We start from the raw sequence: 15,612 nt of genomic DNA on the forward strand, positions 1-15,612 counted from the left end.
AGTTAAATCAATTATTAGTATACAAAAGGAATGTAAATTTAATGTAAATAAATCGTAAAAAAAACATTATTAAGTTAACAATTAGAATCTCAATTAGCATTAATGGTTAATTTTAGTTCGTTTGACTAACAAAAAATTACAACTAGCAATAATTGCCGTTGCAATAAACACACCCCGATAACCGCCAAATAAGACTACGCTCGAACCAATCATCGGCCCCGAAACGTTTCCAGCAGCTTGAAAACTTTGATTCCAACTAAACACTTGGCTAATGCGATCCCTTGGACTATTTTTAGCTAACATTGCCTGTACCATTGGTAACAACGCGGCATCTGATATCCCCACCATCAACCGACAAATCGCCAATTCCCAAACATTCTGGGTCAAAGCAGTTGCAAAAAATACGAACGTAGCGAATAAAAGCCCAAAGGAAAGGACCTTAGTCGCACCAATTCGATCACCCAGACGGCCGAAAAGTGGTGCGACTACGATCATCGAAATTCCATTAATGGATTGAATCACCCCAGCGATCAAAGCAACCGAAGTGGAGTTAGGCATCAATTGTTTAACATACAAGCTTAAAATTGGTGAGATAGAATTATTAGTAGCCTGCACACAAAGCGTGGTCAAAAACATCGCAATAATAATCTTGGAATTAGGAATTCCTTGTAAGAAATGGGGATGCTTTGCACCCTTTTGTTTAGCAACTGGTTTGAAGTGTTCATGAACCAAGAATAAACTTAATAAAAATGCTGCAAGCATTGCTACTCCAGTCACTAAAAATGTAAATCGGTACCCAAAGCTGGTGGCGATCACTCCACCCACTAGGGGCCCCACCAACGTTCCTGAAACATTGCCAGTTGCAATCTTTCCAGAAGCTTGCCCAATATGCTCAGATGGCGTTTCAGCAGCTACTAACGCAATTGCATTGCTAATAAAGCCAGCAAAAACCCCTTGTAACAATCGTAAACCAATTAGTTGGTAGGCATTAGTAACTAGACTCATTGAGCCAATTACCACTGCCATTCCTAAAGAGGCCCGCAGCAGCATCGGTTTTCTACCATACCGATCAGCAAGAATTCCCCATAATGGTGAGACTACCATTTTAACAATGAACGGAGCTGCAAATGCCGTTCCACTAAGCAACGATGTTTGTTCATTGCTATAGTCACCTAGTTGACCAATGAATAGGGCAATAAAGGGGCTAATTGAACTAAATCCGATTCCAGCGATAAAATTCCCAAACCATAGCACGTTTAAATTTCTTCGCCAGTACTCGACTTTTCCCATTATTAAATCCAGCTTTCTAAATAAGTAATAGCAACTATTATAGCATAACTATTTAGAAACAAAAAAACCAATCAAAGTCCGATTGGTTTTTAAAAATTAGTTATTATGAACTAACCGCATATTATTAACATCCTCACGATCGTTTGGATCGGTATCAGCAAACATGACGACTAACTGAACAATTGCCATGTATTCGCTAATGTCATTACTGAGTTTTTCAATAATTGTAAACTTATTCCGTGTGTTCATGTTAATGGTAAGTAACGTGTGTGCTTTTTTATTAATAATTCCTGATTTAGTATTAATAATCAAGAAGTTGTTTTTAGTTATCTTGAATGTAATTGGGGTTTCAATCATTTTCATAATGTGTGATTTAAAGTCTTTTAATTTCATAATCGGTCCCAGCCCTTCTGTTTTGTGATTTGTGACTTATGTTTAAAATACAATTCACTTATTTAAAATATGGCTCACTTTTTTCATATATTCATATTACATAATTTTTCAGTTTTAATCAATTCAATTTTGACTTATTTTGAATTTTTTTAAATAAATAATGATTCTTTTTAAAAATAAATAGCATCCCAATCCTATCCAAGCAAATACCATCATTAGCAATGCTAACTTAAATTTCCAGGTCGGTTGATAATAAACCCGTGCATGGTTGATTCCCGGCTTGGAATCAATAAACATTTTCCCAATCGTCGAAGTATCAACTTTCACTGGCTTCCCATTCATTTCAACGATGGTGTTTGCATATTTTATTACTGGAACCCCAATCCACCATTTATGGTTTAACGGGTTGGTCCAAGTAATGTTTAACCCATTATTAACCACTCTTTTGGTAACCGGTAGCATCGTTTTTTGTTGTTGCTTGGGTTCCAAATTGGTTAGGATTTGCGACTTGTATAGATGATAGGGGTGATACACCCAGTATTGATCCGGATTAATTTTAACAAAGAATGGTAAATAATCAGGAGTGGGCTTGTTAAAAGCATTGATTACCCTTGATAAGTCCTGATCATTAAACATTGCCCGTAATTTTGCTGGTTTCACAGCTGCGATTGTTAGGTTTCGATCAGGTAGTGCCACCTGTGGGGAACGATAAGCTGCCACTCCATTTTGAATTTCCTGATTGGCTGTTTGGCCAAATAAAAACAAGGTTATTAATACACAGCTGCCACCCAACAAGCTCATTAATCCAAAATGATTCAATTGAGATAGACACATCCCAAAGGATAATAACAATAACACGACGCCCACCACTAAAAACCGGGATGGAAATTGGATGTAATCAATTGAAGGAACTAGGTGAGCCAATTGATGCCATGGAAAATAATCCGAAGCAATCCATAAAAAGGTAACCCCAACGGCAGTGATCAACCATAATAATTTAGGAATCCGTTTAAAATTAACTAACAAACAAATAGTAATCGCAATTACAATCCATAAAAACGATGAACTAATCCCTAATGTATTCAATCCTGAACCCACTCCGGTGCTAGCTGTGCTTGAAAGGACCGCTTGTGATTGTCCAGCAATGCGAGGAGCCGTAACGCTAACATCAATTCCAGGTGCTACCGGTAATAAGTTATTGGATGCTGATAATTCCAGCATTCCTCCCCAAACATTAGCAGTCAATAGGATCGTAAGTCCGATTGCTAATCCTAGCTGCTTAAATAGTTGCAAGCGGCGGGTAGTTAAATACAAAGCAGCAATGAAAAACGGTACCAGGGCTAATGCTGCCATTAACGACGTCATGACATGAATCTGCAATAAGACGGTCATTGCAAGCGCCAATTTAACAACCTGAATCTTTCTTTCACGCACCATTTGGGTCCCCATTAAAATCGCTAATGGTAAAAATGCTGCTCCCCACCCCGTAAATTGCTGGCCAACGATCCAAGCCATTACGGAATCAGATAACATGTAAAGAACTGCCAATATAATCCCGATATAATTCTTCACATTATTCCTAATTGCAAGGCAATACATCAAGCTCCCACTAATAAATAATACTAAAAATGAACTAATTAACTGGTACCGGTACCATGTTTTAGCCACTAACAATAAAATCCCATTAAAATAGGCAAATAAAGGGCCATACATAGCATTAACGACCCGACCGGATTGTTGAAATCCAAAAAAGGACTGAAAATAACTATATTGACCCGTTTTAATTTGCATTGCAGTATCATAAAAGCGATTCATATGAAATGCAGAATCGACACCATAAATAAAGGCGTGTGCATTAACTTGTGGATATAAAATAAATAATGCCATCATTAATATAATTATGTATGGATAACCCTTTTTTAATTGCAAAGTTAAATTTCCCTTCAAAAAATTTTAATTTTTTTGATTTAATTATTTAATTATACGCTGGTTACTACTATAATTAAATCTATCTAATGTAAAAAAACTGTAAATTTAGGGGGGACTACTTATGAGAATGTTTATCATTAATTTATGTGCAGCCAATGCTGCAATCTGGTTATCAGCTGGCTTTGCTCACTTAATTTTTGGTTGGTACAATTTTGACCAATCACAAAAATTTAACCGGATTTTTTGGAAATCACAGGGGTTGGGGGCAATGATTCTAATCATTGCATTCATGGCACTTTGGAGCGTTCATTTAAAGTTTTTCACTACTAAGCCCATGTTATTGGAAAGTTTGTTCAGCGGATTAATTTTAATTGGAATTCCAGTAATCAAGTCCCCCATTAAGAAACTATTCTTTGCACTTAAAACATATGAGGAAGATTAAAAAATCGTGGTATCAGGAATTGATAATTATCAGTTCCCGATACCACGATTTTTTATTTTGAATTAATTTGAATTGCATTGAATAATAACGTATTTTCCGGTACATCGGTTGACTGTAGTCCAAATGAACTTGCCTTGCTACTCATCACAGACAACCCATTCCCATAAACATTAATCTGTTTACCAACTCGAGTATCCTTAAGAACGTATGGATTCCCATAAACCAAATATGATTGATCCTGGTTCGATAATACAATCGCTTTTTGATCATGCTTTGGCTTCCCAATAAATTTAACCGTTCCGCTAATCAATAACTTCCGACTAGCAATTTGGGCTCTAGCGGTTGAAATTTGCTTTTTATCTAAGGCGTTTTTAATGATGGATTGATTAATCCTTTGATAATCATTAGTTGGAAAAGAGTTACTATTTTTTTCAGACTGAGCTTGGGCAGATTGTTTAGACTTATTAACGACCTTACTGACCGTATTAGAATGCCCAGAAAACTGCCCATCATTATTACCACATCCAGCTAGCATTAGTGGCACTGTCAACATCACTAGCATTAACTTTGTCTTTCTCAAAATAATCACCCCATGCATATATTTTAATCCCATCAGTAAAATAATAGTGTTTCAATGTGATTACAAATCGACATTATTTACGGTTTGATTTAATAATTATAATAATCGCAATAATTGAACCTAATAAAATAATCAAGGCAACTAATAATAACATGTGATTATCAAACGTAAAACCAGTTAGATGTCTTCTTTGCATTAGCATTAAATAATTCCCGATTTTAAACTCAATCCCTTCTATGGTGCCACAATGTTCGTTCGACTACGGCCCTGTCCAATGGGGGTGATTTTTAATTGCACTGGAATTTGTTCCTGAAGCATCATAACATGACTAATAATCCCAATTGTCCGATTACTGGATTCAATGTTTTCTAGTGCATCCATAGCCGTTTGAAGTGAGTCCCGATCCAATGATCCAAACCCTTCATCAATAAATAAAGTATCAATGTTAATGCCACCAGACTCATTTTGAATCACTTCCCCTAGTGCCAAGGCTAAGCTAAGTGCTGCAATAAAACTCTCCCCACCAGAAAGCGTATGAACACTGCGGTACTGGCCAACATTGTCATCATAAACATCAATTTCAAGACCGGTATCACTTTGATTAGAACCCACTCCATCATGCAACTTCAATTGATAGCGACTAGAGCTTAAATTAGATAGGTAGCTATTCGCGATTCCCAATATTGCTACTAATTGAGCCCTTAAAACATACCGCTCTAAGCTTAACTTAGCATCACCCTTTCCATTGACCGTTTCAGAAAGCAACGTTAATTCATTCAATTTTTGGGCCTGATTACCAATTCGTCGATTGTTATTAATGATTTCACTCATCGTCGCATCGTTCAATTTAAACTCATCCCGATCAGCTTGAAATTGTTTTGCCAAAGCACTAGCTTGTTGTTTTAATTCGCCTAAGTGCTGCTTAGCAGCCGTTAGATCCCTAGCCTGCTGGTTTCCAACGATTTTTTGATAGGTTGTAATATTATTCTCTAAAAGTTTGAGCTCATCTTGGTATTCAGCTAATTGTGATTGCAATTGTGCCAACTCATTAAGCCTTGCCAATAATTTAGTAAAATAATCCCAACCATCATCAGTGAATCGCGTCTTCAACAAATCCGCTAGTCGTTTAAACTTTTGTTGATAATCGTCTTGATTGGCGTTTAAATCTTCCTGCGTAGTTTCTAGTTGCGCATTTAAAGATGACATTAATTCCCGATTATTTGATTGATCAGCCTTTAATTTATCGACGGCTGTTTGGTATTGATTAATTTGATTAGTTAGGGAATCAATTTCAGCATCAAGCGCTGTAATATCATTAATCCCACTTGGGAGCCCAGCCAAAATATCACTAATTTGAGTTTTTAACCCATGCATTTGAATTGAACTATCATTTTGGACTTGCCTTAAGTCAGATTGCTGCCCATCTAATTTGGTAATTTTTGAGTGCAAATGTTCATTATCGACCATTAGTTGATTTAACCGTTGGACTTGCTGATTTACCTCGTCGATTTGAGCAACGCGCTTTGTGACTTCTTTATCAACAATTCCAGCTAAATTCTGAATCGAAACGAATTGATCAACAGTTGTAAATGGAGTTATCTCAGCTAATAGCTCCATCCGTTGTTTTTTTAAATCGTCAGATTGTTTCGTAAACTGGATGGTTTGTTCATTTATTCGTGAAGTGAATTTGGCTAGCTCCTTAGCCGCCTTTTGATAATTTTGATCAGCGGATTTAACAGCTGCTTCTGATATTACTTGTTCACTACTAAACTTAGCTGGCATCGGGTGTTCATGACTCCCACAAACCGGACATGGTGTTCCCGGTTTTAACTGACTCGCCAAAATCAGAATTTGATTCTTGATAAATTCATCATTCAATCGTTCATAATCGGCCTTAAGCGCCTTAGTCGTTTGCTTGTGGTCGGTTATTAATTGTCGATCTTGAGTGAGTTGCTTATTAATCATATTCAAATCATTCGATTGGGTAATTAAATCATTGCAACGTTTTTTTACGGGGGTCAGTTGATCTACTTGATGCTTTAATTCGTTCAATTCATCCTTTAATACTGGTAATTGATCTAATTGTTGAACATTGAATTGTAATTGTTGATCTAATCGATCCCGCTTTGCATTGCAATCATTTAACTGCACCTCAGTTTCAGCATGCTGCTTAACAATCTGAGCTAATTGAGCTTGTTTTTGCTGATATCGCTCCAATTCAGGTCGTTGATGTTTATCAACCGAAAGCCGGTCCATTCTAATTTGATTTTCACTAGCCAAACTAATTAGATGATCTGATTGTTTCTGTAACTGGCTTGAAACTAATTGTTGTTCAGCAATTTTTTGATGAATTTCATTTAACTTCGCCTCATAATTATTAATCTGGCCGTTTAATTCAACTAATCGTTGCTGGTCAGCTAAATGTTGATTAGTCCATTCCAAGTCGGCCACTAAGTGCCCCAAGGCTTCCATAGCTGACCGCTTAGCTTTAAGGTGCGTTAATCGTTCCTGATACTTATTAAGTTCGCTAATTTGGGTATTTATTTTTTGGGTGTTTTCAATTTCTTGCTGCACCTGTGCAACCTGGGTTTGTTGATTTTGGACTTGTTTTTCATGGTCATCAAGAACGATTTTAGCAGCACTTTGTTGGTGTTTTAAAAGTTCAATTTGTTGCTCATTGGTCAATTTGCTAATTTCAATCGTTTCAGGTTGATGCCATTTAATTCTAGATAATCCCTGTTCAATTGCTAATTGCCATTGCTTGGCCTTTTGGGACGCACCCTTTAAGCGTTCCTTAATCGCTTCGCCCCACTTTTGATAACCAATGGTTTTAAAAATATGGCGTAAAACAGTTTCCTTATCAGCACTAGAAGCAACTAAAAAGCGTCTAAACTCTCCCTGTGGTAATAACACAATCTGGGTAAATTGACGGCGGTTAATTTGAAGGACTGACTCTAACGTTAAGTTAATTTTTTGTAGCTTGGTAATTTCATCAATTTCATTTCCGTTATCAAAAACTTTGAGTTTTCCAACAGCTGGATATTCCTTAGTCCCACTTCCACGCTTTTTACTCCGTACCTGCTTGGGTTCCCGGTGAATAAGGTAATTTTTCCCCTGATGAGAAAATTCAAAATCAACGGCTGTTTTGGCTTCTAAATCAGCAAAATCAGAGCGAAGCTCCTCAACCGGGCGATCATCACTAGCGCCCACTCCATAAAGTGCAAATGTAATTGCATCGAAAATGGTTGTTTTTCCACTACCAGTAGGTCCTGAAATTAAAAATAATGCAGCAGTGTCTAACTTAGTAAAGTCAATCACTTCGTGTTCATAAGGACCAAAATTGGTTAATTTTAAAGTTATCGGTTTCATCTATAATTTACCCCCATCACTAACCGAGTGTAAGGTATCTTGGGCCCACTTTAATTGATCAGCAGTTAATCGTTGCTTCGTGACCTGTTCATAAAATCGTTGCATTAAATCCATCGGGTCGGACTGACGAATGTTAGTAGCGCTTTCCCCATCATAATGCAAAATATCATCATATCCATTTGCACGTTTTAGTTCAATAATATTTGGATATATTTTTCTCAATTGCGACATTAAATTGGGAATCTGGTTCCGATTCGTTAAGTTAATTCCAATGTAGTCACCCCGATTAATGGTCTGATAATAATTAGGGTTCACTAGGGTTTCAAAATCACCGCGTAGTTGCTTAACATCCTTAAGCGGTGATAGTTTTACAAATCGTCGATGTTCAATATCATCAGTATCCACGATTAATACCCCCTTTTCCTGATTAGCTTCGGAGAGGGAAAATTTAACGGGTGAACCGCTATACTGAACTTTCGGATCACGAAGGGCATCCTTTCCGTGGAGGTGCCCTAATGCAACGTAGTCAAAATCCGCAAGCAATTTTAACGGCACGGCTGCTAAACCACCGACAGTTAGTTTAGTTTCTGAATCAGTCGTTTGACTCCCAGCAGCAAAAAAATGTGAAATTAAAATATGTTTTTTATCAGGAGCAAATCTGGTTTTGATTTGCTTTAAAATTGCCGCAAATGCTTCGTCAACGTGCTGGATCGAATCATCCCCAAAATATTGGCGAACCTCAAACGGTTCAAAATATGGCAATAAAAATAACTGACTATCACCGAATTCAATTGGTGTAAATGCCTGTGCTACCCTAGTATGAATATAAAAATTAGTATCTAAAAACCACTCACTTCCAATCGACAGTCGGGTTGCACTATCGTGATTCCCAGAAATGGCATAAATGGGAATTTGATCGGTTAAATTTAATTGTTTTAGCATCTGATTCAATAACCCCACTGACTTTTCTGATGGAAGGGTCCGGTCATATAAATCTCCTGCAATCACAATCCCATCTACCTGTTCGTCCTTGGCAATCTGTTCGATTTGCGCAAATGCATTTCGTTGTTCCAACTCTAAATCAAATCCATGCAGTCGCCTGCCAATGTGCCAATCTGCAGTGTGTAATAATCGCATTTTCATCCCCCCAGATTCTCTAATAAATTAAATTCGTAAAAAACACTAATTATTTTTCCAACCGTTGTTTTTTAATCGATCACGTTTCAACATTCCCGAAACATATGGGTTCCCAGCAACGTAAAATCGAAGTGGTGAATTGGCTGAAGGACCAGATTGGTTAACCCCAATTCGTGAGCTAGCCACCACTCGTTCAGGCATTAACCGGTGGTTTAAATCCATTCGAATCGGACAATCATTAACGTATTGCTGATTCATCTTCATATCATGAATTCCAAAGGCCTCCATCAGTTTTCCTGGGCCATTAGTTAAATTAACCCCATGTTTATTTCGATTTTGTTCCATAATCGCAATCCCATCACATGGTTGCCCCGCTCGAATTAAGATCCCCTGTGGGACATCTTTGGGTTGGGTAACCACATCAAATAAATATCGACCATGGATGGAATAAATATAGACCGTCCCCGGTTCCCCGTATAATGGTTCGTTCGAAGCTGTTCGACGGCCATGATAAGCATGGGCAGTCGAATCATTTTGTCCTAAGTATGCCTCTGCTTCAACGATATAGGCAGCAACGGTCCCATGCGGACCGTCATAAATTAATTTACGTCCTAAACAGTTTTCAGCAATTTTTTCAGTTGGTTGATGATCAAAAAAAGCCCTTACAAATTCAATCTGTTGATTTAACATTTTAGTTCCTCCCTAACATTGATAAGTATACACTTAGTGTGCTTAAGATTAAAAAAAGGTTGCATTTTAATTACATAGTGGTAAAATTGTTAGAAATTGATTAGATTGGAGTGACATATTTATGAAATATACTGTTTTAGGCGCTGGAGCCATGGGGCTTCGGTTAGGCGTATTGCTTCAAGAAGCTGGTTTTGACGTGGATTTTGTTGATACCTGGGAACCAGAAGTAAATACGATCAAGGAACAAGGTGGCGTATACGTATCCAGAGATGGGCAAGGTCGCCATTTAGTACCAGTGAAGATTTATTTCCCAGAAGAATACAAGGGTAATCCAGATGCATACATAGTTTTTGCTAAGCAAATGACCTTAGCAGAAATGTTAAAACGATGTTCACACTTCTTTACCGATAAACAATACGTAGTTAGTGGAATGAACGGAATGGGCCATATTGAACAATTCGATCAATACTTTGCTAAGGATAAGGTAATTGGTGGAACTGCATTGATTGGAACGGTCCTTAACAAGCCGGGTGACGTTGATTTTATTGGAAAACCAGGTGCTGGTTCGATGCATTTTGCTAACCAAACTGAAAAGCCGGATGAAACCACCCATCAAATTATGGATGACTTCCAAAAGGCAAATCTGAATCCGACATTAACCACTAACTTTATGGGAACCTTAATGTCAAAGATCGTATTCAATTCAGTGGTTAATACCCTTTGTACAATGATGAAAATTCCAATGGGTGAATTTATTCAATCACCCACTGCGGAAAAATTATCACGTCAGTTAATCAATGAAGCATATGATGTTTGTGAACGTGCAAATATCAAGTTATTAGGGACCCGTGAAGACGAATGGGAAACCGTTAAGTTCGTTAGTGAAACTGGGAATCCACTTCATTACCCTTCCATGTATCAAGACTTCTCAAAGGGCCGGCCAACCGAAGTGGACTACATTAATGGTTATATTTATGACCTCGGTTTAAAGTATCACTATGAAGCAACTACCCATGACTTCTTACGGAACTTAGTTCACCTTGCTGAATTTGCAGGAAACTTTGATTTGGCAGCCTATGTCGAGCGGGTCCAGAATAGCTAAACTATTTCTGGAAATTTAACGTTCGATATGGGAGGAACCTATTATGTTTGAAAAATTAGTCAGTGCACTTTGCCCTATTATTGTCACCCTACTAGTCGGTTACTATGCGTCGTATCGTAAAAAATTCGATTTAAATGACGCCACTAAGTTTAATCAGTTCGTGTTAAACTACGCACTACCATTTAGTTTGTTTGGTAGTATCATCTCAATTAAGAGTCAGACAATCATTGATAATTTATCAGTTGGCTTTTGGGTAATTGTAGCAATGGTCGGTGGTTATATCATCACCTTCCTAATTTCGCACTACCTGCTTAAGCGACCGATTAGCATTGCCGGACTCCGTGCACTAGCAATTAATGGCCCATCAATTGTATATGTAGGCCCAATCATTTTAGGAACCATTTTCCCCAAGGAAAGTCCGTTGATTATTTCATTCGGGGGAATTACATTAAATCTATTTTTAATGCCAGTTACCGTTATTTTAATTTCAATGGATCAAAGCGGGAACACTAACTACTTAAGACATTTTATCAATGCCCTTAAGAAACCAGTTGTTTTTGCCCCCATTGTTGCAACCATCCTAGTATTCTTAGGATTTAATATTGATCCCCTATGGGAACGAAACTTTACCGTTATTGGTGGTACCACTAGTGGCATGGCGTTGTTCTCATCTGGAATCATTTTAGAACGACTTAAACCTAGTTTTTCGTTTAACGTATTAAAAAACGTATTCCTCAAATTAATTATCGTTCCATTAGTAATGTTTTTAATTATGAGTGCTGTGCATACTAGTTCCACGGTCATTACTCAAATCGTTATTACCGTTGGGATTTCAAGTGCAGCAATCGTTACTACATTTTCAAATCAATACCATGTAGCTGAAAAGGAAATGGTATCGACTCTATTCTTCTCAACGATTCTATCAGTTATCTCATTAGCTGTCATAATGTTGATTCGAGGAGTTTAAAAATAACGTCATTAGCAATTATGCTAATGACGTTATTTTATTTAGATTGCCAATTTCCGTCGAATAATCCTTGTTTCAATGTTTCTGCATCCACATCTCCATCAGTCCCCGCAAATCCCTTAAAATAGTAATTAGCAGCGAGGCCATCAGCTTGGTATTGTTTCGCACGTTCGATTCCATACTCTAACAACGATCCATCCTTGATCTTATCAAACAAATATCCACTGATGGTCAAAGTCGGCGTATCAATTTTACGTTCGACTTGGTCTAAAATTTCTAAATATTCAGGTCCTAATTCTAGGTAGTTTACAAATTCGCGTAAGTTCGCAACTAACTTGCGGGCTTCACTTTCATACTCACAATGACTAGTGGGCATTTCAGTTGCTACCCGTGAATTCATTTCTTCAGCTCGTGCTAAATCCGCCTCTGCATCGTTTCTGTCAATTGGATCTACCATTACAAAGTAAATCATCAACAACTTAACGAACCGCAATGTGGAAGTTCTTAGCGCAACGTCTACCGTTGGATCTAAGTCAAACATTCTTAGCTCGATGTACTTAATGCCATTTTTCACTAGGTCATTTAAATCTTGACTTCCCTTAAAACGCACTGCTCCGTAAAATTCGGCAATGGCCATGATTTTTCCCTCACGCACTGCATTCATGATTTTTTCAGCATATTTTTCCACACTCGAATAGTCCACAGAAAATGAAGTGGGATAACCATAACTACTTTGTCGAATACTTCTAATCGGATGATTGGGACCCTTGCCCTTTTCAAAATAATTGTCCTGGGCAACCGGACTGGCACCGAATAGGTAGGTCAATAACCAACGGTACTTAATGAAGCCCTGGGCAATAATCGGGTAAACGTAATTCTGCACTGCAACCCGATCTGAAAATTGATCATGAAATGAATGCATTAAAAAATCAATTATTTCTGAATCCAAACTTACATTAATATGGACTCCGCTGGGCGTTTGTTTAGCAACACCGTACCGATGATACAACCCTTCAATGTACTTGCGCTTTTTGGGGCTTGCCTTAGCCAATAATGACTTATCCTTTACCTCAGGTAGCACTGGTGGCATTGAAAGTGGCCATAGTAGCTCATCATTTGCCAATGCTTTTCTAAGAATTAACGTAATTGCATATGAATAATGAAGCGTGTCTAAATCATTCTTAGCTGGTGGGGTTACCACTTCGGACATGGTCTCTAAGAAATCATTGGTAATCCATGGGTTCGTTGCTTCGTTCCCAATGTCGCTGGGATATGGATGCCTACTTAAATGACCATTTTGATCCACTCGATCTCGCTCCACTTCAATTCCGGTCCCAATGTTAGTAACTTTAGCAACTAACTGATTTTTTACGATTGCCTTACCAATTTCATTCAACATGCGCTTCACCGACCCTATTAAAAAGTTATTAGTTAAATTTTATAACATATAATTAGTGCTTACAATGAATACTATCTAATATTGAGCATATTAATTGTGCAAAATTTAAAAGCCGTTAGAATGTAAATAAGTAGTAGTTTTTAATTAGGAGGTTTTTTAATGTCTATTTTTAATCCATTTTCTGATAAAGACGTAATTCATGATTTAAAATCAGCTGCACCCAACGCTGAGTTAATTACCGATGCGGATTCGTTAGCTAAGCAGGCTAGTGATTCGAACAGCATCATCAAATCCACCGATTCCTTAATTGCATTCGTTAAGGTGACTGATGAAAACGATATTAAGGGCGTTTTAAAGGTTGCTAGAAAATACCACCTCCCAGTGATTCCAAAGACAACTGGCTCTAGCATCGTAGCAGGATCCAATGCAATTGAAAATGGGATTCTGATTTCTACTGAAAAGATGAATCACATTCTTAAAGTGGATGCCAATGATCAACTAGCGGTTGTCCAACCCGGTGTAATTAATAACGAATTAAATCAGGCAGCTAATAAAGTTGGCATGTTATATGCTCCAGATCCTGGTTCTAGAACATTTTCATCCATCGGGGGTAATACCAATACTAATGCCGGTGGTGCTAGTGCCCTAAGGTACGGTACTACTAAGGATTCGGTCCTAGCATTAACCGTGATCCTTGCAGACGGTCGTGAAATCCATGTTGGGACTGATACTTACAAGAATTCATTCGGCTATGATTTAACCCATCTATTCGTGGGAGCTGAGGGAACGCTTGGAATCGTTACCGAGATCACAGTTAAATTATTTCCGATTCCACTTGGTAAATCAATTGCTGGTGCCGCTGTTTTTAAGGACCTTGATACATTAAATGAGGCTGCAACAGCAGTCCGCAAATCTGGAGCTTATCCATCCTTAATGCAGGCATTTGATGCAAACATTTTAGGGGCAATTGATAAGTTAAAACAAACGAATTACCTGAAAGACGGTCATGCAATGCTAATCGTTAAAGTCGATGGTAGTAACGAACAGGTAAAATCTGCATTATCAAAAATTTTCAACCAATACAACGGTAAGCAGATTCAATTAAGTGATGAACCAGCTGAGGTTAAGAACATTGCCGGTCTTGCAATGGCAATGTTTCCAGCAATCTATTCTGATCAAAATAGCCAATTCTTTATGTCCGATTTAACGGTGCCACTTAGTCAATCGACTAACTTAATTCAATCCATTGATCAATTAGGGCATGAGCTTTCCATTAATGTTTTCACGGCCGCTTATGTTGGTGATGGAACGGTCCATCCCATCATTGGATGGCCTAAGTCAGCCAAAGCCGTTCCAGAAAACGTCGTTCAAATGGTCAAGGCCATCTATCATAAAACCATCGAACTCAATGGAACGATTACTGGTGAATACTCAGTCGGGATGCTCAAAAACCAATGGGTTAACCAACAACTAGGTGCAGAGGCGGATTACTTACAGCAACAGATTAAATCATTACTTGATCCGATGCATCTCTTAAATCCCAAACGGAAAATTAACTAAAAAAAATGGGAACTAGCATTAATCTAGTTCCCATTTTTTTCATCCACCCAAATATTATATTGATCCGTTAACTCACCCAGATTAGCAAGGTTTTGCTTCTGCAGTGTATTCAATTTAATCGTTGATGGACAAGTTAGTTTTAGTAACCCCCGGGTCGATCTAATTGTAATTACACGCTTTCCAAATCCATATCGAAAGTCAAATTCCTTAATTTCAGAATCACTTAAATAGGCGTTTTTCCCGGTAAATTGACCGGCAATCCCCAAGCCAATGAATAGAATTCCATCATGCTCAAATGATAAAATATATGATTTAGCATCAAGTAGGTCCCAAATTAACGATAATGATTTATGCTTGTCATAGTTTTGAGCAAATAAAATGTTATCAGTCCGATTAGCAAAGCCCATCGAGCGTTTATAAGCAGCCACTTGGGTGGGCTTAATATCCTCGTTTAATCCGCTAGCAATAATCTCCGGAACCTTGGCATTTAAATTATATTTAATGCCATCGATAGTCGATTGATCACCAGCTCCAATTGCATTCACTAATTTAAAACTAAAGCCGCAATTGGGACAAAATTCATCATTTGCATTTACCTGTGTCCCACATTCGGGACATTTTTTATTATTCATTAATATTCACCCCAATTGAGTTATTTAAATCAGCCATATCAGATAACCAACAATATGAAATATTATATAATAGTAATTACACTAAGTAATTATTATTATAATGCTTAAAAATAGACAATATC

Annotated in this window: 13 protein-coding genes; 4 read left to right on the forward strand and 9 right to left on the reverse strand. The window is 37.7% G+C overall.

Annotated elements, in window-relative coordinates:
* Positions 1-99: 99 nt before the first annotated feature.
* From MOO44_RS00130 to MOO44_RS00140, 3 genes are all read right to left on the reverse strand, one after another.
* Positions 100-1,290, reverse strand: a complete 1,191-nt coding sequence (locus MOO44_RS00130) for an MFS transporter (RefSeq protein ID WP_260115893.1) — start codon at positions 1,288-1,290, stop codon at positions 100-102.
* Positions 1,291-1,386: 96 nt separating this feature from the next.
* A complete protein-coding gene (locus tag MOO44_RS00135; RefSeq protein WP_260115894.1) occupies positions 1,387-1,683 on the reverse strand; it encodes a hypothetical protein in 297 nt (98 codons plus the stop codon).
* Positions 1,684-1,806: 123 nt separating this feature from the next.
* Positions 1,807-3,612 carry a glycosyltransferase family protein gene (locus tag MOO44_RS00140; RefSeq protein WP_260115895.1) on the reverse strand — a complete coding sequence of 602 codons (1,806 nt, stop codon included), beginning with the start codon at positions 3,610-3,612 and terminating at the stop codon, positions 1,807-1,809.
* Between the two features lie 121 nt (positions 3,613-3,733).
* On the opposite strand from MOO44_RS00140, the gene MOO44_RS00145 reads away from it, so the two are divergent.
* Positions 3,734-4,054, forward strand: a complete 321-nt coding sequence (locus tag MOO44_RS00145) for a hypothetical protein (protein WP_260115896.1) — start codon at positions 3,734-3,736, stop codon at positions 4,052-4,054.
* Positions 4,055-4,106: 52 nt separating this feature from the next.
* Here the strand turns inward: MOO44_RS00145 and MOO44_RS00150 are convergent, their stop codons facing one another.
* The 4 genes from MOO44_RS00150 to MOO44_RS00165 all read right to left on the reverse strand — a co-directional run bounded on the left by MOO44_RS00150 (position 4,107) and on the right by MOO44_RS00165 (position 9,830).
* The gene (locus MOO44_RS00150; protein WP_260115897.1) at positions 4,107-4,634 is read right to left on the reverse strand and encodes a hypothetical protein; all 528 of its coding nucleotides are present in this window, start codon (positions 4,632-4,634) and stop codon (positions 4,107-4,109) included.
* Between the two features lie 234 nt (positions 4,635-4,868).
* Entirely contained in the window at positions 4,869-8,003 is a 3,135-nt protein-coding gene (locus MOO44_RS00155) for an AAA family ATPase (RefSeq protein ID WP_260115898.1), read from the reverse strand.
* Positions 8,004-9,140, reverse strand: coding sequence for an exonuclease SbcCD subunit D (locus tag MOO44_RS00160; protein ID WP_260115899.1), 1,137 nt, complete (start codon positions 9,138-9,140; stop codon positions 8,004-8,006).
* Positions 9,141-9,185: 45 nt separating this feature from the next.
* Positions 9,186-9,830 (reverse strand): DNA-3-methyladenine glycosylase, encoded by a 645-nt coding sequence (locus MOO44_RS00165; protein ID WP_260115900.1) that lies wholly within the window; start codon positions 9,828-9,830, stop codon positions 9,186-9,188.
* Positions 9,831-9,951: 121 nt separating this feature from the next.
* Between MOO44_RS00165 and MOO44_RS00170 the strand changes: the two genes are divergently transcribed.
* Both MOO44_RS00170 and MOO44_RS00175 read left to right on the forward strand, forming a co-directional pair.
* A complete protein-coding gene (locus MOO44_RS00170) occupies positions 9,952-10,932 on the forward strand; it encodes a ketopantoate reductase family protein (RefSeq protein ID WP_260115901.1) in 981 nt (326 codons plus the stop codon).
* Between the two features lie 43 nt (positions 10,933-10,975).
* Positions 10,976-11,899 (forward strand): AEC family transporter, encoded by a 924-nt coding sequence (locus MOO44_RS00175; RefSeq protein ID WP_260115902.1) that lies wholly within the window; start codon positions 10,976-10,978, stop codon positions 11,897-11,899.
* A gap of 37 nt (positions 11,900-11,936) precedes the next feature.
* On the opposite strand, the gene MOO44_RS00180 is transcribed toward MOO44_RS00175, so the two are convergent.
* The gene (locus MOO44_RS00180; protein WP_260115903.1) at positions 11,937-13,298 is read right to left on the reverse strand and encodes a glutamate--cysteine ligase; all 1,362 of its coding nucleotides are present in this window, start codon (positions 13,296-13,298) and stop codon (positions 11,937-11,939) included.
* 159 nt (positions 13,299-13,457) lie between these two features.
* Between MOO44_RS00180 and MOO44_RS00185 the strand changes: the two genes are divergently transcribed.
* A complete protein-coding gene (locus tag MOO44_RS00185; RefSeq protein ID WP_260115904.1) occupies positions 13,458-14,858 on the forward strand; it encodes an FAD-binding oxidoreductase in 1,401 nt (466 codons plus the stop codon).
* Between the two features lie 23 nt (positions 14,859-14,881).
* Here MOO44_RS00185 and MOO44_RS00190 read toward each other — a convergent pair whose 3' ends face one another.
* On the reverse strand, positions 14,882-15,490 hold the full coding sequence (locus MOO44_RS00190) for a zinc ribbon domain-containing protein (protein WP_260115905.1): 609 nt from the start codon (positions 15,488-15,490) through the stop codon (positions 14,882-14,884).
* Positions 15,491-15,612 lie beyond the last annotated feature (122 nt).

It is taken from the genome of Nicoliella spurrieriana (assembly GCF_023380205.1).
GTDB lineage: Bacteria > Bacillota > Bacilli > Lactobacillales > Lactobacillaceae > Nicoliella > Nicoliella spurrieriana.